At 65.1% G+C, this 17,167-nt stretch carries 16 protein-coding genes; 7 read left to right on the plus strand and 9 right to left on the minus strand.

Going from position 1 to position 17,167, the window contains the following annotated elements; translation table 11 throughout:
• The first annotated feature begins 181 nt into the window (after positions 1 to 181).
• Positions 182 to 2,578 (plus strand): ATP-dependent Clp protease ATP-binding subunit ClpA, encoded by a 2,397-nt coding sequence (gene clpA, locus AS156_RS34695; protein WP_066513865.1) that lies wholly within the window; start codon positions 182 to 184, stop codon positions 2,576 to 2,578.
• A gap of 87 nt (positions 2,579 to 2,665) precedes the next feature.
• On the opposite strand, the gene AS156_RS34700 is transcribed toward clpA, so the two are convergent.
• From AS156_RS34700 to AS156_RS34710, 3 genes are all read right to left on the minus strand, one after another.
• A complete protein-coding gene (locus AS156_RS34700) occupies positions 2,666 to 4,087 on the minus strand; it encodes an MFS transporter (protein ID WP_082747909.1) in 1,422 nt (473 codons plus the stop codon).
• 215 nt (positions 4,088 to 4,302) lie between these two features.
• A complete protein-coding gene (locus tag AS156_RS34705) occupies positions 4,303 to 4,656 on the minus strand; it encodes a PilZ domain-containing protein (RefSeq protein ID WP_066513867.1) in 354 nt (117 codons plus the stop codon).
• A 147-nt stretch (positions 4,657 to 4,803) separates the two neighbouring features.
• The gene (locus tag AS156_RS34710) at positions 4,804 to 5,760 is read right to left on the minus strand and encodes an AraC-like ligand-binding domain-containing protein (RefSeq protein WP_066513868.1); all 957 of its coding nucleotides are present in this window, start codon (positions 5,758 to 5,760) and stop codon (positions 4,804 to 4,806) included.
• Positions 5,761 to 5,967: 207 nt separating this feature from the next.
• Here AS156_RS34710 and AS156_RS34715 point away from each other — a divergent pair, with 207 nt between their 5' ends.
• Positions 5,968 to 6,984: a carbon-nitrogen hydrolase family protein gene (locus AS156_RS34715; RefSeq protein ID WP_066514115.1), complete on the plus strand. Its 1,017-nt coding sequence runs from the start codon at positions 5,968 to 5,970 to the stop codon at positions 6,982 to 6,984.
• A 29-nt stretch (positions 6,985 to 7,013) separates the two neighbouring features.
• Positions 7,014 to 8,069, plus strand: coding sequence for a phenylacetaldoxime dehydratase family protein (locus AS156_RS34720; RefSeq protein WP_066513869.1), 1,056 nt, complete (start codon positions 7,014 to 7,016; stop codon positions 8,067 to 8,069).
• 18 nt (positions 8,070 to 8,087) lie between these two features.
• Here the strand turns inward: AS156_RS34720 and AS156_RS34725 are convergent, their stop codons facing one another.
• Complete coding sequence (locus AS156_RS34725; RefSeq protein WP_066513870.1) at positions 8,088 to 8,939, minus strand: LysR family transcriptional regulator; 852 nt, start codon at positions 8,937 to 8,939, stop codon at positions 8,088 to 8,090.
• Between the two features lie 105 nt (positions 8,940 to 9,044).
• Between AS156_RS34725 and AS156_RS34730 the strand changes: the two genes are divergently transcribed.
• Entirely contained in the window at positions 9,045 to 10,058 is a 1,014-nt protein-coding gene (locus tag AS156_RS34730) for a bile acid:sodium symporter family protein (protein WP_066513871.1), read from the plus strand.
• A gap of 236 nt (positions 10,059 to 10,294) precedes the next feature.
• Here AS156_RS34730 and AS156_RS34735 read toward each other — a convergent pair whose 3' ends face one another.
• Positions 10,295 to 11,224, minus strand: a complete 930-nt coding sequence (locus AS156_RS34735) for a glycine/sarcosine/betaine reductase selenoprotein B family protein (protein ID WP_066513872.1) — start codon at positions 11,222 to 11,224, stop codon at positions 10,295 to 10,297.
• Positions 11,225 to 11,315: 91 nt separating this feature from the next.
• Between AS156_RS34735 and AS156_RS34740 the strand changes: the two genes are divergently transcribed.
• The 3 genes from AS156_RS34740 (at position 11,316) to tsaA (ending at position 13,831) form a co-directional block, all read left to right on the plus strand.
• Complete coding sequence (locus tag AS156_RS34740) at positions 11,316 to 12,278, plus strand: lytic transglycosylase domain-containing protein (RefSeq protein WP_066513873.1); 963 nt, start codon at positions 11,316 to 11,318, stop codon at positions 12,276 to 12,278.
• A gap of 83 nt (positions 12,279 to 12,361) precedes the next feature.
• Positions 12,362 to 13,336: a Bug family tripartite tricarboxylate transporter substrate binding protein gene (locus AS156_RS34745; RefSeq protein ID WP_066514117.1), complete on the plus strand. Its 975-nt coding sequence runs from the start codon at positions 12,362 to 12,364 to the stop codon at positions 13,334 to 13,336.
• 3 nt (positions 13,337 to 13,339) lie between these two features.
• Positions 13,340 to 13,831, plus strand: coding sequence for a tRNA (N6-threonylcarbamoyladenosine(37)-N6)-methyltransferase TrmO (tsaA, locus tag AS156_RS34750; protein WP_066513874.1), 492 nt, complete (start codon positions 13,340 to 13,342; stop codon positions 13,829 to 13,831).
• A 121-nt stretch (positions 13,832 to 13,952) separates the two neighbouring features.
• Here tsaA and AS156_RS34755 read toward each other — a convergent pair whose 3' ends face one another.
• From AS156_RS34755 to AS156_RS34770, 4 genes are all read right to left on the minus strand, one after another.
• Positions 13,953 to 14,378: an HIT family protein gene (locus AS156_RS34755; protein ID WP_066513875.1), complete on the minus strand. Its 426-nt coding sequence runs from the start codon at positions 14,376 to 14,378 to the stop codon at positions 13,953 to 13,955.
• A 53-nt stretch (positions 14,379 to 14,431) separates the two neighbouring features.
• Positions 14,432 to 15,679 (minus strand): GNAT family N-acetyltransferase, encoded by a 1,248-nt coding sequence (locus AS156_RS34760; RefSeq protein WP_066513876.1) that lies wholly within the window; start codon positions 15,677 to 15,679, stop codon positions 14,432 to 14,434.
• A gap of 154 nt (positions 15,680 to 15,833) precedes the next feature.
• Positions 15,834 to 16,586 carry a glycerophosphodiester phosphodiesterase gene (locus AS156_RS34765; protein WP_066513877.1) on the minus strand — a complete coding sequence of 251 codons (753 nt, stop codon included), beginning with the start codon at positions 16,584 to 16,586 and terminating at the stop codon, positions 15,834 to 15,836.
• A 3-nt stretch (positions 16,587 to 16,589) separates the two neighbouring features.
• Entirely contained in the window at positions 16,590 to 17,057 is a 468-nt protein-coding gene (locus AS156_RS34770) for a RidA family protein (RefSeq protein WP_066513878.1), read from the minus strand.
• Between the last annotated feature and the right edge of the window lie 110 nt (positions 17,058 to 17,167).

The following is a 17,167-nucleotide window of genomic DNA, read 5'->3' on the forward strand; positions in this document are numbered from 1 at the left end:
CCGTGTAACCACGGGTAGCCGTTTGTGACATCGTGGCGCCTGAAATTTAGAGGAAAACCATCACGCCGGAACCGGTCTTTCGCCACGATCCGTCGTAACTATATCAGAGGGGATCACGAAGGTTGTTATTGCCTGACCCTGCAATGGCGATCATGATGGCCTGGGGCCATAGAGGACGCGAATGCCAACTTTTTCCCAAAGCCTTGAACAATCCCTGCATCGTGCATTGGCGATCGCGAACGAGCGTCACCATCAATACGCGACTCTTGAACACCTTCTGCTGTCGCTGATTGATGACTCGGACGCGGCCGCGGTGATGCGCGCTTGCAGCGTCGATCTCGACAAGCTCAGAACCAGCCTCGTCAACTATCTCGAAACCGAATTCGAGAACCTGGTGACCGACGGTGCCGATGATGCCAAGCCGACGGCCGGTTTCCAGCGCGTGATCCAGCGCGCAGTGATCCATGTCCAGTCGTCCGGTCGCGAGGAAGTGACCGGTGCCAACGTGCTGATCGCGATCTTCGCGGAGCGCGAGAGCCATGCCGCGTATTTCCTGCAAGAGCAGGATATGACGCGCTACGATGCGGTCAACTACATCAGCCACGGCATTGCCAAGCGGCCTGGCGTCTCCGAGGCGCGGCCGGTGCGCGGCGTCGACGAGGAAACCGAGACCAAGGGCAACGAGGACGCCAAGAAGAAGGGCGAGGCGCTCGAGACCTATTGTGTCAACCTCAACAAGAAGGCGCGTGACGGCAAGATCGATCCCGTGATCGGCCGCAATGCCGAGATCAACCGCGCGATCCAAGTGCTGTGCCGCCGCCAGAAGAACAATCCGCTGTTCGTCGGTGAAGCCGGCGTCGGCAAGACCGCGATCGCCGAAGGCCTCGCCAAGCGCATCGTCGATAGCGACGTGCCGGAGGTGCTGGCGGCTGCGACCGTGTTCTCGCTCGACATGGGCACGCTGCTCGCGGGCACGCGTTACCGCGGTGACTTCGAGGAGCGGCTCAAGCAGGTCTTGAAGGAGCTGGAGGCGCATCCGAACGCCATTCTGTTCATCGACGAGATCCACACCGTGATCGGAGCAGGGGCCACCTCGGGCGGCGCGATGGATGCGTCCAATCTGCTGAAGCCGGCGCTGGCCTCGGGCACGATCCGCTGCATGGGCTCGACCACCTACAAGGAGTACCGTCAGCACTTCGAGAAGGACCGCGCGCTGGTGCGGCGCTTCCAGAAGATCGACGTCAACGAGCCGACGGTGGAAGACGCGATCGCGATCCTCAAGGGCCTGAAGCCCTATTTCGAGGATTACCATCGGCTGAAATACACCAATGAGGCGATCGAGGCCGCGGTGCAGCTCTCCTCGCGCTACATCCACGACCGCAAGCTGCCCGACAAGGCGATCGACGTGATCGACGAGTCCGGCGCGGCGCAGATGCTGGTCGCCGAGAACAAGCGCAAGAAGACGATCGGCATCAAGGAGATCGAGACCACGATCGCGACCATGGCGCGGATCCCGCCGAAGAGCGTGTCGAAGGACGATGCCGAGGTGCTGAAGCATCTCGAACAGACCCTCAAGCGCGTGGTGTTCGGCCAGGACAAGGCGATCGAGTCGCTGTCGGCGTCGATCAAGCTGGCGCGGGCCGGCCTGCGCGAGCCGGAGAAGCCGATCGGCTGCTACCTGTTCTCGGGTCCGACCGGCGTCGGCAAGACCGAGGTCGCGAAGCAGCTTGCGGCCTCGCTCGGCGTCGAGCTCTTGCGCTTCGACATGTCCGAGTACATGGAGCGGCACACCGTGTCGCGCCTGATCGGCGCGCCTCCGGGCTATGTCGGTTTCGACCAGGGCGGCCTGCTCACCGATGGCGTGGACCAGCATCCGCATTGCGTGGTGCTGCTCGACGAGATCGAGAAGGCGCATCCGGATCTGTACAATGTGCTGCTGCAGATCATGGATCATGGCCGGCTCACCGACCACAACGGCAAGCAGGTCAACTTCCGCAACGTGATCCTGATCATGACCACGAATGCGGGCGCGGCCGACCTCGCACGCCAGGCCTTCGGCTTCACCCGCAGCAAGCGGGAAGGCGACGACCACGAGGCGATCAGCCGCCAGTTCGCGCCTGAGTTCCGCAACCGGCTGGATGCGATCGTCTCGTTCGCGCACCTCAATGCCGACGTCATCGGCATGGTGGTCGAGAAGTTCGTGCTGCAGCTCGAGGCGCAGCTCGCCGACCGCGACGTCACGATCGAGCTGTCCGAGCCTGCCAAGGCCTGGCTGATCGAGCATGGCTACGACGAGCAGATGGGTGCGCGTCCGATGGCGCGCGTTATCCAGGAGCACATCAAGAAGCCGCTGGCGGATGAGGTGCTGTTCGGCCAGCTCAAGGGCGGCGGTCACGTCCGCGTTGTGCTGGTGAAGGACGAGCAGGAGAAGGACAAGATCGGCTTCGAGTTCGTCGAGGGTCCGGTCACGCCGAAGCCCGAGAACCTTCCGGCCCGCAAGCGCAAGCCGAAGTCGGGCGGCGGCGGGGGAGGCGGCACCAAGGCGCCGCCGTCGCGCGGACCGCTGGTCAAGGCGTGATGCCGTAGCAAACGATCAAATGAAAAGGCCGGCTGAACAGCCGGCCTTTTTGTTGATGATGCTTCCCTAAGATGCTTACCGAGGGCGTCACTCGCCCTTTAGACGCTGGCTCTCATGAACCCGCACCTGCTCGGCGCCCCGGCCGCCGGCCGACGACAGTCGCAGCGTGCTGAGCGCAGCGCCGACCACGGCAAAGCCGACGCCGACCATCAGCGAGATCCTTGTACCGTCCGCCGGATAGCGCGCCAGCAGCAGCGCCACGAGTGCGGCGCCGACGGTCTGTCCCAGCAGGCGTGCCGTCCCGAGCATTCCGCTGGCGCCGCCGGAGCGCTCACGTGGCGCTGCGGCGATCATGGTGCGGTTGTTGGGGGTCTGGAACAAACCAAATCCCGCGCCGGCGAGCGCCATGCGCCATGCCACGTCGAAAGGCGTGGCGGCGGCCGGCATCATCGCCAATGCGCCCAATCCCAACGCGAACACCAATAGCCCGATGCCGCCCAACAGGCCGGCGGGATAACGCTCGACCAGCCAGCCCGCCAGCGGGGCTGCGAATGCCACCGCGATCGGCCAGGGCGTGATCAGCAGACCGATCTGCACCGCCGAATATCCGAAATGACTCTCGAGATAGAAAGGCATCGCGACGAAGGCCAGCATCTGGCCGCAGAAGGAGGCGATCGAGGTGCCGATCGACAGCGCGAAAATCGGAATTCGCAGCAGGTCGACCGGCAGCAACGGAGACGGAAGGTGGGTCTGGCGTCGGACGAGCAGAACGCATGCAACCGCTGCGATCGCAAACTCGGCCAGACAGAGATACAGCGCCTCGCCATGGCCGGCGCTATCGATCGCGGTGATGCCGACGCCGAAGGCAACGGCGCTCAACGCGGCGCTCTGCCAGTCAAAGGCGTGGACGGCCGGCTTGGTGTGCGGCAGGTAGTGCCAGCCCAGCGCCAGCGTTGCGATACCGAGCGGGATGTTGATGGCGAACAGATAGGGCCATGTGCCGACCGCCAGGATGAACGAGGCCACGGTCGGGCCGACCGCGGCCGAGACGGCGACGACCAGCGCATTGACGCCGATGCCGCGGCCGAGCAGCGCGCTCGGATAGGTAAAGCGGACCAGCGCGGAGTTGACGCTCAGGATTCCGGCCGCGCCAAAGCCCTGCAGGACGCGCGCGATCGTCAGCAACGGCAGCGTATGCGCCAGCGCGCAAAACAGCGATGCCAGCGTGAACAGCACCAGCCCCGCCAGATAGACGCGGCTATAGCCGATGATCTCGCCGAGCGAGGCTAGCGGCAACAGCGAGATCGTGATCGCGAGCTGATAGCCGTTGACGATCCAGATCGAAAATGCAGGGCTTGCGTCAAGATCGCGGGCGATGGTGGGCAGCGCGACATTGGCGATTGAGCCGTCGATGACGGACATCGTCAAACCGAGCGCAATCGTGAGAATGGCCCAATTGCGTTGTGGGTGCGGCAAGCCGTCGGCATGCTCGATCATTGCAGACGACATAAAGGAGAATTGCCTCCGGTTCCGACACGGGTGGGCCTACCGCATGCTGGATTAACCGGTGCTTTGCAACCCCGAAATGCCGGGCCAATTCCGGCGATTTGAGCCGCTTTGGAAGGCCGTGCGAGGGCATTTGGGCGGGCAGTTCCGCCAGTGCGCGCCGGCGCAGAGCATTGCGGCGAATCGCCGTGTCAGGCGGCTGCGAGCGCGCTCGCAGCTCAGCCTTCGCCGAGCAGTTCCCTGATGCGGCGCTGGAGCTGCCGCTTCTTGATCTCGCTGCGGCGCAGGCGCTCGTCGAGATCGCTGACCGGGGTGTCCGATGTCATGAGGCGGAAGGCGAGCCCGACCTTGTTGGCCTGGCGCCAGATCAGCCGTGCAAGGAACGAGCGCCCCTTGCGCGGGATGGACAGGCTGATCTCCTCGGGCAACGATGCGGCCTGCTCGAATTCCACGCAGGCGCCGCCCTCACTGATGTTGCGAACCACACAATCCACAGTCGACCCGTATTCATTGATTTCGGCGACACCGCCATAAAGCACCTTGTCGCGCGTCTCGTGGCGCCGGTCCTGCATCTGAAATCCTCCAAATGAATGGCCGGACTGTATCGGGATGCGGCGCCATGAGAAGGTCGGTAACGGAACCCGTTGCAGTTATCGTAAATTGTTCGCAACCGTGAAGGTCCGGATTCTGCGGTAGCTTTCGCGCTGCAGACTGCCCGATCAATTTGGCAATTGACCATGGCGCCAATCGCGCGGCGACAGGCCATAATGCTCGCGGAACACCCGGCCGAAATGCGAGAGATCGTTGAAGCCCCAGGCGAACGCGATCTCGCTGATGTGGCGATGGGCGTGGGCTGAGGAGGCGAGGTCGCGCTTGCAGCGCTCGAGCCGCTGCGCCAGCACGAAGCGCTGGAACGAGGTCCCTTCATCGGCGAGCAGGCTGTTGACGTAACGCGACGAGATGCCGAGTGCCGCGGCGGTCTCGGCGAGGCCGAGATCGGGGTTGGGCAGGTGCGCCAGCACATGCGCCTTCAGCCGATACAGCAGCGCCGAGCGATGCGTTGAGGACGTCAGCGCGGCTGCACCGAGCCGCTCGCTCATCGCCATGGCGAGCAGGTCGACGGCTTGATCGGAGAGTCGGATCGCGTTGTCCGCATCGAGCCGGTCGGCGACATCGGAGAGCCCGGCGAGGAATTGGGAGGCCAGTCGCTCGACCGGCCGATCCAGCGTGAAGGTCGTCGCGGTCAGTGGCTCGGTGCCGGCAAAGCGCCGATGCAGCATCGCGCGCGGGACCTGGAAAATGGTTTGCGTGAAGTCGTCGTTGAAGCGCAATTCGTAGGGACGGGTGGTGTCGTAGAACGCGAATTCGCCGGGCTGGATCACGGTCTCGCGGCCGTCCTGCAGCACGGCGCCGGCGCCGCGGCGGCCGAGCGCGAACAGGACGAAGTCCTCGCTCGCGCGCGCGATCCGCGACGGCGTGCGCAAGACGCGTTGCCGGCTTGACGATACGGTCGAGCATTTCGCCGGCCCCACCTGCGAGCTGGTGATGGCGCCGTGGAACGCGGTGCCGAGGTCGGACTTGCAGTCGAGCTGCACGAAGACGTCGCAGACGATGTCCTGCCAGAGCGCGAGGCGCCGGTGCGTGGGCGCGTCTTCCGTGGTGAACAGGGCCGGCATGATTTCCTCCCTTCACGAGTCCAAACGCGGGCCACTCATTCCAAGCAAGGTCCGTGCCGGGAGCACCTGCGGGCGATCGCCCGGCAGTCGAATTTTCGTTCCACCCCAGTCGAACGGCATTTCCGATCCCAAGGCAGCATGATGTCAGAGGCCGATAGGGCCGATCAAGCACGAACCGGCCGGGATGCCGGCAGCGAGGAGGACATCATGGGCATTGAACATCCGAAATATCGCGTTGCGGTGGTGCAGGCGGCGCCGGCATGGCTCGACCTCGATGCCTCCATCGCCAAGACCATCGCGCTGATCGAGGAGGCCGCGGCTAAGGGCGCCAGGCTGATCGCGTTTCCGGAGGCCTTCATCCCCGGCTATCCCTGGTACATCTGGCTTGACTCGCCGGCCTGGGCGATCGGGCGCGGCTTCGTGCAGCGCTATTTCGACAACTCGCTCGCCTATGACAGCCCGCAAGCCGAACGTCTCAGGCTCGCCGTGAAAAAGGCCGGCATGACGGCGGTGCTCGGCCTGTCCGAGCGCGATGGCGGCAGCCTCTATCTCGCGCAATGGCTGATCGGCCCTGACGGCGAGACCATCGCCAAGCGGCGCAAGCTGCGCCCGACCCATGCCGAACGCACCGTCTATGGCGAGGGCGACGGCAGCGATCTTGCCGTGCATGACCGTCCCGGCATCGGACGCCTCGGTGCGCTGTGCTGCTGGGAGCATCTGCAGCCGCTGTCGAAATACGCGATGTATGCCCAGAACGAGCAGGTGCATGTCGCGGCGTGGCCGAGCTTCTCGCTGTACGACCCGTTCGCGCCCGCGCTCGGCTGGGAGGTCAATAACGCGGCGTCGCGTGTCTATGCCGTCGAAGGCTCGTGCTTCGTGCTCGCGCCCTGCGCGACCGTCTCGCAGGCGATGGTGGACGAGCTCTGCGATCGCGACGACAAGCACGCGCTGCTGCATGTCGGCGGCGGACATGCCGCAATCTATGGACCGGATGGCAGTTCGATCGCCGAGAAGCTTCCGCCCGATCAGGAGGGCCTGCTGCTCGCCGACATCGATCTCGGCGCAATCGGAATTGCCAAGAACGCCGCCGATCCCGCCGGACACTATTCGCGCCCCGACGTCACGCGTCTCTTGCTTAACAAGAAGCCGTCGAAGCGCGTCGAGCATTTTGCGCTGCCGCTCGACAATCTCGCGAGCGAGGACATGGACGCGGCCGCAACCTGACACGCGAAATCCAACCGGAGACGACCGCCATGGAGTCAGCCATTCCATCCCACCTGCAGACGGCACGGTCGCGTCACCGGCGCGTGCCCGATGATTACGCGCCGCCTTATCCATCCTTCGTCGCGCGCCACAAGTCCGCGGTCGTCAGCGTGGTCATGGCCTATTTCGGCGTGCAGTATCGCGGCGAGCCGACAGCCGCGGTGGCCGAGGCGCTGGCGCAGATCGGGCAGCGCTTCGCGATGGAGAGCGGCCCAGCGCATTGGGATCGCGCGCAATATGTCGATCAGGCCGGCTTCACCAATGTCGTTTCGGTTGCCTATTGGGACGACGCTGCGCGCTTCGATGCCTGGTTTGGTGGGGCACGCGAGGCCTGGACCGGCAGCAATGCCGCGGGAGGTGAGGTCGGCCGCTTCATCGAGGTGCTGCGCCCGCATGTCGAGCGTTACGAAACGCTGTTCTCGTCGCTCGGACGCCCGGAGGGTGTTGCGGTTCTCGCCGACAGCATGAGCGGCGAGGTGCGGGAGCACGCCTATTGGGGCGGCATGCGCGACCGCATTCCGCTGTCGCAGACCGACGCCATGACGCCGGTCGGAGAGCCGCGCGTTGTCCGCGACGGCGCACGCATCCGCGTCGTCGCGCATGACAATCTCTGCCTGATCCGCTCGGGGCAGGATTGGAGCGACACCGCAGCTGAGGAGCGCAAGATGTATCTCGACGATGTCGAGCCGGTGCTGCGCGAGGGCATGGATTTCCTGCGCGACGACGGCGGCCCGATCGGCTGCTACGCCAACCGCTACATGCGCGTCGTCGACGCCGATGGTCGGCCGACTGAGAAGTCCTACGGCCAGAGCTGGTGGAAGAGCCTCGCGGCGCTGGAGCGCTGGGCGGAATCGCATCCGACCCATGTCAGGATCTTCGGCGCGGCGATGAAGTATCTGTCGACGCTGGGGCCGAATGCGAAGCTGAGGCTGTACCACGAGGTCACCGTCGCGGCCGCGGACGAGCAGTTCTTCGAGTATCTCAACTGCCACGAACGGACCGGGATGCTCAACGCGGGCGAGGTCGCGACGAACGGGGCGGACTGAAGGCCGTCCGCTGCCGGGCTACGGGCGCAGCCGTCCACCATGTGTCGTGATCGCCTGGGCCAGTTCGGCGGCAGGGCCGCGCCGTGACCGACGCGCGGCCTGCACCACGAATTCGACGCTGCCGAGCAGCGGCAGCCCGGATGCCGGGACCTCCTCGAGGCCGTCAGGGATGAACGCCTGCGCCTGTGGGGTGATTCCGAGGCCTGCGAGCGCTGCGGCGCGCAGCCCGCTCAGGCTGCCGCTTGAGCAGACGATGTGCCAGGGCCGTCCGGAGCGCTCCATCGCCTCCAACACGACGCTGCGGCTGACGCTCGGCGGCGCGTAGAGAATGAGGGGCAGGGGCTGGCCCGGATCGAGCCGCGTCCCCGGCGCGCCGGTCCACACCAGGCGGTCCCTCCAGACCAGTTGGCCGTGCTCGTCGCCGGGCCGCCGTTTGCCGAGCACGAGATCCAGCTCGCCTCCGTCCAGCTTCTGGTAGAGCCCCGCGCTCAGGCCGATCGTGAGCTCGAGATCGACCTGCGGGTGCCGGCGGACGAAATCGCGCAGCAGGTCCGGCAGGCGCGAACTGGCAAAATCCTCGGCGGCGCCGAAGCGGATCTTGCCGCGCACCTGCGATCCCGCGAAGTAGTCGCGGGCGCGGGCATTCGCCTCCAGGATCGGGCGCGCAAATCCTACCATCGCCTCGCCATCGGCCGTCAGCGTGACAGAATGCGTATCGCGCACGAACAGCCGTCGACCGGCCGCGGCTTCGAGCTTGCGGATGTGCTGGCTCACCGTCGACTGCTTCAGGCCGAGGCGGCGACCTGCCTCGGTGAAATTCTCGGTCTGGGCCACGGTGAGGAAGGTTTCGAGCTGGATTGGGTCGAGCATGGCTGGATGCCGATAATTACAAATCACAATTACCATAACATCGGTAAGCGTACTTCACAATCGGCACCTCGATGGGCACCTTTCAGGAAGCGAAAGGAAGCCATCATGTCTGTCAGCCGGTTGCGATCGCTCGCGAACGTCGACCTCTACTCAGTGGCTATCGTCGGCATGGTCGGCCTTGCCACGCTGCTGCCGTTGCAGGGGCAGGGAACCGTGATCGGCGGCTACGGCACGAACGCGGCCATCGCGGTGCTGTTCTTCCTCCACGGCGCCAAGCTGTCGACGGAGGAAGCCCTGGTCGGGGCGCGGCACTGGCGGCTACATCTGGCGATCTTCTTCGCTACCTTCGGCCTGTTCCCGCTGCTCGGGCTGGCGGCCCACGCGCTGGCGCCGCAGCTGCTGACGCCGGCGCTGTGGGCGGGCGTGATCCTGATCTGCATCCTGCCGTCGACGGTGCAGTCGTCGGTCGCCTTCACCTCGATCGCCGGAGGAAATGTGTCGGCGGCGCTGTGCTCGGCGACAGCTTCCAATCTGCTCGGCATCGTCGCGACGCCGCTGCTCGCGGGTGTGCTGCTCAGCAGCCATGGCGGGTTCTCCGGCAATGCCGCATTCGACATCGTCCTGCAGTTGCTGGTGCCCTTCGTCGCGGGCCAGCTGTCCCGGCCGCTGATCGGCAATTGGATTGCGAAGCACAGCGCCATGGTCGGTCTGGTTGATCGCGGCTCGATCCTGCTGATCGTCTACACCGCGTTCAGCGAGGGGGTGAGCCACGGAATCTGGCATCAGGTCGACGCGGCCCAGATGATCACCGTGCTCGCTGTCGATGCGGTCCTGCTCGCCCTGGTGTTGTTCATCACCAATTTCGGCAGCGGGCTGCTCGGCTTCTCCCGTGAGGATCGCATCGCCATCATGTTCTGCGGTTCGAAGAAGAGCCTGGCGAGCGGGCTGCCGATGGCGAGCGTGCTGTTGGCCGGCCAATCGGTGGGGCTGATCGTGCTGCCGCTGATGCTGTTCCACCAGATCCAGCTGATGACCTGCGCGGCGCTCGCTCGCCGCTATGCCGGCGGCGAGCAGGCCGCTTCACGCGGTGGAGTCCCGGTGCTGGTGAAGGCGCGCTGAGCCAGATCCCTCCGTTGTCGTCCCCCGGCTTGCCGCCTTCGCTGAAGCTTCGGCGTGCCAAGAGTTGATGGCCTCGTCGAAGCCTTGGCGTTGACGGGACCGGGGGACCCAGTACGCCGCGGCTTTTCCGTCTTGGACCGACGTCTCTGGAATACTGGATCGCCCGGTCCTAGTGCGCAATTGCGCACAAGGCCGGGCGATGACACCGCAAGTTGCGCAAGTGACAGTGCTTTACGCTAAGCGACGCGCAGGCCTTTTGCGATTTCCTTCTGCGCATCGAATTCGCGGCGCAGGCGCGCCAGCTCCTCGGCGCTGAGCGCGTCGGCGTTGCTGTAGTCGCGCTTCCAGGAATGATCCTCGCTCCAGCGCAGCGGCGACTGCACCGTGGTTTGCGGACCCGGCGCGGACTCCAGCACGCGAAGCGCAAGCTCCAGCGTGAAGGCCTGTGAGGCGACATCGTGCGGCTTGCCCGCGGAATTGCCGAGCGGGAAATCGGAGAACAGGAAGCGCGGCACCGCGGCGTGCTCGACGATGTCCTTCGCGCAGCCCATCACGACGGTGGAGATGCCGTTCTGCTCGAGGTGGCGTGCGACCAGGCTGATAGTCTGGTGGCATACCGGACAGTTCGGCACCAGCACCGCGGCGTCGACATTGTCGGCGCGGCAACGCTTGAGGATTTCGGGCGCATCGGTCTCGATGGTGACGCGGTGGCTGCGGTTGGTCGGCGCGCCGAAGAAGCGCGGCGCGACTTCGCCGATCTTGCCGGCCTCCGCGAGACGCTTGAGTTGCGCCAGCGGGAACCAGGTGGCGCTGTCCTCGGCCGAGGTATGCGCGCGATCATAGGCGATATGGGAGATCCGCAGATCGTGCTGCTTCGATGTATCGCCGTCATAAACGGAATAGAACTTGGCGCCGCCGTTGTATTTTGCGCCGGGACCCTGATCGCCCCTGGCGGGATCGAACGGTGCCGCGGTCGTGATGATGGCGACGCGGGACTGGCTGAGCGGCTTCTTCAGCGGCTGGAATGGTGCGGAAGTATAGTGCGCCCAGCGATAGGGCGTGGTGTAGCCGATCGCCGCGTAATAGTCCCGGGTCCGCTTCATGTAGCCGATCGGCGCGTCGTCATCTGGCGCAAAACCGAGTCGATCGTCCGAAGGTGCGGCCATTTTGCGCTCCCTTTTGCGCGCCATCATTGTCAGCCATAGCTAGACTAGGAGCTCGCGGTGTCAAGCCGCGCGGCGCGGGAGCAGAATTGCGATGCGAACAGCCCTGTACGCAGGATTGGGCATGCTTGCGATGCTGGCGTCGCCGCTCGGCGCCCGTGCAGCGGACGCGCCGGCCGACGCGCCCCGCTATGTGCATCCGAGCGTCGAGGAACTCGCGATGCCGCCCGAGATGCCCGCCGACGCAGCGCGCGAGAGCGACACTCGCGAGGCGATGTGCCTGATGATCGAGTCGGCGGCGCGTGCGAACGGCTTGCCGCTCGAATTCTTCGCCCGCGTGATCTGGCAGGAGAGCCGTTTCCAGGCCGATGCGGTCGGACCGATGACCCGCAGCGGCGATCGCGCACAGGGGATTGCGCAGTTCATGCCGGGCACTGCGAGCGAGCGCGGGCTGCTCAATCCCTTCAATCCAGTGCAGGCGCTGCCGAAGTCGGCCGAATTCCTCAGCGAGTTGCGCAGCCAGTTCGGCAATCTCGGCCTTGCAGCGGCAGCCTACAATGCCGGCCCGCGCCGGGTGCAGGACTGGCTCGCCGGCACGGGCCCGATGCCGCAGGAGACGCGCGCCTACGTGTACGCGATCACGGGCTCCAGCGTCGACACCTGGGCCGCGGCCGGCCGCAACGGCAAGATGCCCGATCGCGCGCCGACCACGAACTGCCGCGAATTGATGGCACTGTTGAAACGTGCGCCGAATCCGTTCGTGGCCGAGCTCGAGCAGCACATTACGCTGTCTGCCGCCAAGGTCTGGGGCGTGCAGCTCGCCGCCGGCTTCAGCCGCGACAAGGCGCTGGCGATGTATGCCCGCGCCATGAAGCATCTTTCCACTGTGATCGGCGACCAGGATCCGAGCCTGCTGAGCTCGCATTTGCGCACCCGCGGCAGCGCCACCTTCTATCAGGTGCGCATCGGCGCCGATACGCGTCCCGAGGCCGACGGCCTCTGTAACCGCATCCGCAAGGCGGGTGGGGCGTGCTTCGTGCTGAGGAACAGGGCGTAAGGCCACCGCGCGAGTGTGATTGCAGCGACCGCAGCTTCCGCTACTCTCGCCTCCCAAGAACAACAAACTGGGGAAACGGCATGATGCGGCGGGCATCAGCATTCATTGTCGCACTCATCACACTGCTTGCAGCGGCGCCGCCGGCGCGCGCCGCAGACTATCCGACGCGTCCGATCAGGCTCATCGTGCCCTATGCCGCGGGCGGCCCGACCGATGTGCTTGGCCGGCTCGTCGGTGAATATCTCGGACGCGATCTCAAGCAGGTGGTCGTGGTCGAGAACAAGGCCGGTGCACAGGGCGCGATCGGCGCGGAAGCCGCGGCGCGCTCCGATCCCGATGGCTACACGCTGTTCGTGACGGCGGCCTCGATCTTCGTGCTCAATCCGCTGCTTTACAAGAAGCTGCCCTACGATCCGGCAAAGGATTTCCGCTTGCTCGCGGTGGTCACGGATTCGCCGATGATCATGGAGGTGCACCCATCCGTGCCGGCAAAGACGATCGCGGAGTTCGTCGCCTACGCCAGGCAGAATCCGGGGAAACTCAATTTCGGATCGGCCGGCACCGGCGGCACCGTTCACCTCGCCGGTGAGATGTTCAAGCAGATGGCGGGCGTCGATCTGGTCCACGTGCCCTACAAGGGGGCCGGACCGGCGCTGACCGACCTGCTGTCCGGAAATATCCAATTGATGTTCGACACGCTCGGCACCGCGCTGCCGCCGGTCAGGTCGGGCATGCTGCGCGCACTCGGCGTCAGCTCGACGGAGCGCATCGCGGATTTGCCCGACCTGCCGACCATCGCCGAGAGCGGCTATCCTGATTATTCCGTAAGCGTCTGGTATGGTATCGCTGCGCCGTCGAAACTGCCTGACGATGTCGCGGATAAGGTCAAGGCGAGCCTGGACCGGGCCTTGAACGACGAGGCGTTTCGCGCTTCGCTGGTCAAGATCGGTTTTCCGCCGCTGCGTCCGAAGAGCCAGGCCGAGATCGACACGTTCGTGAACGCCGATCGCGCCCGCTGGGCGCAGGTGGTCATGACGCTCAACATATCGCTGGACTGACACATGGTACGAGAAATGGAACTGCGCGAGGGCGAGGTCGCCATCGACATGCCTGCCGCTCGCGATGCGGGCGTTGTCTTCATCGGACGCATCCGCACGCCCTGGACCTCGCGGCTGGCGACGCCGCGGCAGGGGCGGCACGATGGTCCCGTCTGCCGGCTTGAGATCTTCGATCCCTGGGTCGCCGCGATCAAGGGCGTCGAATTCTACTCGAACCTAGAAGTGCTCTATTGGCTGCACCAGTCGCGCCGCGACATCGTGCTGCAGAGCCCGAAGAACAACGGCAACACCCGTGGCACCTTCTCGCTGCGCTCACCGGTGCGTCCCAATCCGATCGGGACGTCGACCGTGAAGCTGGTCGGCGTCGAGGGCAACGTCATCCTGGTCCGTGGGCTCGACTGCCTCGATGAGACACCGCTGATCGACGTCAAGCCCGACCGCTGCGAGTTCACGCCCCTCGCACCGCCGCAGTCGGGGGATTTCGAGACGGAGTGAGTTTTCTCCCTCGTCATTCCGGGGCGATGCGAAGCATGGAACTATGGTGCGCAGTGCGCACCTGAGAATCTCGAGATTCCGGATTCGTCGCTGCGCGTCGCCCCGGAATGACGCCGGTGCCTTACTTCAACGCCGTGATCAGCTTCGCCGCGTGGGCTTCCAGCACCTTCGTTTCTTCCTTGCGGCTGGCAGGCGGCAGCAACATGACGCCGTTCATGCGGGGCATCACATGCATGTGGAGATGAAAGACGACCTGGCCGCCGGCGGGCTCGTTGAATTGCTGCACGGTGATGCCGTCGGCCTCGAAGGCCTTCATCGCGGCGGCCGCGATCTTGTGGGTGCCGCGCGCGACATGCGCGTAGTCATCCGGCTTGATGTCGAGAATGTTGCGGGCAGGGGCCTTCGGGATCACGAGCGTGTGCCCGGGCGAGCGCGGCATGATGTCGAGGAAGGCGAAGACGTGCTCGTCCTCATAGACCTTGTGGCAGGGCAGCTCGCCGCGCAGGATCTTTGCAAAGATGTTGTTGTTGTCATAGGCGGCTTGCATGTCGGCGGCTCCTCGAATTCTGCAACGTTAATGTCTTGCTCGCGGCCGAAACGTCAAGCGTCATCGGCCGTCTTCCGGAACGGACCGGCCTCGGTGAGCTCGCGACCGACCTCGGCGACATAGTCGCGCTCGCGCTTCAGGTAATCGGCGATTGCACGGCGCAGGCCAGGATCGGCGATGAAATGCGCCGAATAGGTCGTCTGCGGCAAGTATCCACGCGCCAGCTTGTGCTCGCCCTGCGCCCCGGCTTCGACGATCTTGAGGCCGCGCTGGATCGCGAAATCGATCGCCTGGTAATAGCAGACCTCGAAATGCAGGAACGGGTGGTGCTCGATTGCGCCCCAGTTGCGGCCGAACAGCGTATCCGAGCCGATGAAGTTGATCGCGCCCGCGATCCAGCGCCCGTTGCGCTTGGCCATCACCAGCAACACGTCGCGGCTCATGCTCTCGCCGATCAGCGAGAAGAACTTTCGCGTGAGGTAGGGCCGGCCCCATTTGCGCGAGCCGGTCTCCATGTAGAACTCGAAGAACGCGTCCCATGCGTCTTCGGTGATATCTGAACCAGTCAGCCAGTGGATGGTGATCCCGGCCCCGATAGCCTCCCGGCGCTCGCGCTTGATAGCCTTGCGGTGGCGTGAATTCAGCGTGGCGAGGAAGTCGTCGAAGGTCTTGTAGCCTTCATTGTGCCAGTGGAACTGCTGGTCGGTCCGCTGCAGGAAGCCATGCTCGCCAAGGAACCGGGCCTCATCCTCGCGGGCAAACGTCACGTGCACGGACGAGGCTTCGGTGGCGTTGCAGAGCCCCCTCAAGCCCCGTGCCAGCGCCGAGCCGATCAGCGCGCGGTCGACGCCGTCGCGGATCATCAGGCGCGGCCCGGTCGCGGGCGTGAAGGGGACGGATACCTGCAGCTTCGGATAGTAGCTGCCGCCGGCGCGGTGATAGGCCTCGGCCCAGCCGCGGTCGAACACGTATTCGCCCTGCGAGTGGGACTTCAGATAGCAGGGCACCACGCCCACGATCTTGCCGTCGAGCTTCGCGAGCAGATGCCGCGGACCCCAGCCGGTCCGCGCGCAGGCCGAATTGGAGGCTTCCGCTGCGGTAAAAAAGGCGTGAGAAACGAAAGGGTTATAGCTCGGCTTTGAGATCGTTCGGCAATCGCCTGCTACAGCGGGCGAGGCCAGCGTATCGAGATGTTCCAGGCTGTCCGGATCGGGACTCGGATTGGCGCACGCATCCCACTCGGCGGCAGGAATGTCGCTGATGTCAGGAACAGCTTCGAGGGTGATTTCAGAAGACGCCATCGAGAATGAAGACCGGTGCCTCTTTTGAGCATGATCTTTCCGGAACAACTGGGTCCACTTCCGGATCATGCTCCGCATTCCGCCATCGCAGATGACGACCAACTCCTGCAAAGATCGTGCATCGCAGCGACGACTTCAAGGCTGCAGGGGCATGTCAGGTTCCCGGAACGAACCCCTCGAAAATCATCTGGTCGGCGTAGTGCGCCGCGCGCTCGCGCTGTTCCGCCGTGCGCACGGTCCAGGCCAGCAGCGGGCAGCCGAAGACGTTGCGGGCGACCCAGGGCGCCGGCGCGGGCAGCTGGTTGACCCAGAAGGCGACGAAATGCGGCTGGGTGCTGAAGCCGTGGCGCAGATGGAGCATGCCGTCGCGCTGCGCAGGCGTCAGCTTGGTCCAGTAGCCGTCGTCATAGGTGCGCTGGGCGGTGATGCCGCGCGGCAATGCGGGCATGATCTCGCGCAGCGCCAGGACCTGGTCGGGATCGAACGACATCCCGACCACCGGGCCGGAATAGGACGACAGCACCTCGGCCATCCGGGCTACCAGCTTGCGATCGCCGTCGAAATGGCTCTTGACCTCGATTACCAGCGGCACGCGGCCGGCGACCAGGGCGCAGAGATCGCCGAGCGTCATCATCTGCTCGGACGTGTCCTTGAACTTCACCGCCTTCAGCTCAGCGGCGGTTTTCGTCAGCAGTGCGCCCGAACCTTCGGTGAGGCGCCCGAGCACATCATCGTGATGCACCATCGCCTCGCCGTCGGCGGTGAGCTGGATGTCGCACTCGATGGCGAAATTGCCTGCGATCGATGCGCTGGCCGCGGCCGGCATGTTCTCGATGATGCCGCGTGCCGCATCGTGCAGGCCGCGATGCGCGACCGGCTGCTTCGTCAGCCAATCAGGAGCGCGCATCGATCAGGCGACTTCGAAGATGCCTTCGACTTCGACCGCGGCGTCGGCGGGCAGGGAGGCGACACCGACCGTGGTGCGGGCGTGACGGCCCTTGTCGCCGAACGCTTCCACCATCAGGTCGGAGGCGCCGTTCAGCACCTTCGGTCCATCGAGAAAATCGGGCGCGGAGTTGATGAAGCCGCCGAGCCGCACCACGCGCGCCACCTTGTCGAGATCGCCGAGCGCGGCCTTGACCTGCGCGAGCAGGTTGATCGCGCAACCGCGCGCTGCAGCCGCGCCCTGCTCAAGGGTGACGCCTGAACCCAGCTTGCCCTTGGCGATCAGCTTGCCCTCGGCGTTGAAGCAAACCTGGCCGGATACGAACAGCAGGTTTCCGCTGCGGACGAAGGGGACATAGTTCGCGACCGGGGAGGTCGGCTGAGGCAGGGTGACGCCCTGTGATGCCAGCTTCTGTTCGACTGTACCCGCCATGTTTTTGTCCCTGGTTGGATGATCTGTGCCCGAAACGCACTCGGGCCAGCCTTGGTTCTGGTCAAGCCTTGGTTCTGGTCAAGCCTTGTTTCAGACGAAGCCTTGTTTCG

The organism is Bradyrhizobium macuxiense (assembly GCF_001542415.1).
Classification (GTDB): domain Bacteria; phylum Pseudomonadota; class Alphaproteobacteria; order Rhizobiales; family Xanthobacteraceae; genus Bradyrhizobium; species Bradyrhizobium macuxiense.

Bases quoted from the DNA above. Each gene is read 5' to 3' on its own strand.
- AS156_RS34770 (WP_066513878.1), bottom strand. From the start codon at position 17,057: ATGGCGGGTACAGTCGAACAGAAGCTGGCATCACAGGGCGTCACCCTG.
- AS156_RS34740 (WP_066513873.1), top strand. From the start codon at position 11,316: ATGCGAACAGCCCTGTACGCAGGATTGGGCATGCTTGCGATGCTGGCG.
- clpA (WP_066513865.1), top strand. From the start codon at position 182: ATGCCAACTTTTTCCCAAAGCCTTGAACAATCCCTGCATCGTGCATTG.
- AS156_RS34730 (WP_066513871.1), top strand. From the start codon at position 9,045: ATGTCTGTCAGCCGGTTGCGATCGCTCGCGAACGTCGACCTCTACTCA.
- AS156_RS34710 (WP_066513868.1), bottom strand. From the start codon at position 5,760: ATGCCGGCCCTGTTCACCACGGAAGACGCGCCCACGCACCGGCGCCTC.
- AS156_RS34720 (WP_066513869.1), top strand. From the start codon at position 7,014: ATGGAGTCAGCCATTCCATCCCACCTGCAGACGGCACGGTCGCGTCAC.
- AS156_RS34760 (WP_066513876.1), bottom strand. From the start codon at position 15,679: ATGGCGTCTTCTGAAATCACCCTCGAAGCTGTTCCTGACATCAGCGAC.
- AS156_RS34700 (WP_082747909.1), bottom strand. From the start codon at position 4,087: ATGTCGTCTGCAATGATCGAGCATGCCGACGGCTTGCCGCACCCACAA.
- AS156_RS34715 (WP_066514115.1), top strand. From the start codon at position 5,968: ATGGGCATTGAACATCCGAAATATCGCGTTGCGGTGGTGCAGGCGGCG.
- AS156_RS34735 (WP_066513872.1), bottom strand. From the start codon at position 11,224: ATGGCCGCACCTTCGGACGATCGACTCGGTTTTGCGCCAGATGACGAC.
- AS156_RS34725 (WP_066513870.1), bottom strand. From the start codon at position 8,939: ATGCTCGACCCAATCCAGCTCGAAACCTTCCTCACCGTGGCCCAGACC.
- AS156_RS34745 (WP_066514117.1), top strand. From the start codon at position 12,362: ATGCGGCGGGCATCAGCATTCATTGTCGCACTCATCACACTGCTTGCA.
- tsaA (WP_066513874.1), top strand. From the start codon at position 13,340: ATGGTACGAGAAATGGAACTGCGCGAGGGCGAGGTCGCCATCGACATG.
- AS156_RS34705 (WP_066513867.1), bottom strand. From the start codon at position 4,656: ATGCAGGACCGGCGCCACGAGACGCGCGACAAGGTGCTTTATGGCGGT.
- AS156_RS34755 (WP_066513875.1), bottom strand. From the start codon at position 14,378: ATGCAAGCCGCCTATGACAACAACAACATCTTTGCAAAGATCCTGCGC.
- AS156_RS34765 (WP_066513877.1), bottom strand. From the start codon at position 16,586: ATGCGCGCTCCTGATTGGCTGACGAAGCAGCCGGTCGCGCATCGCGGC.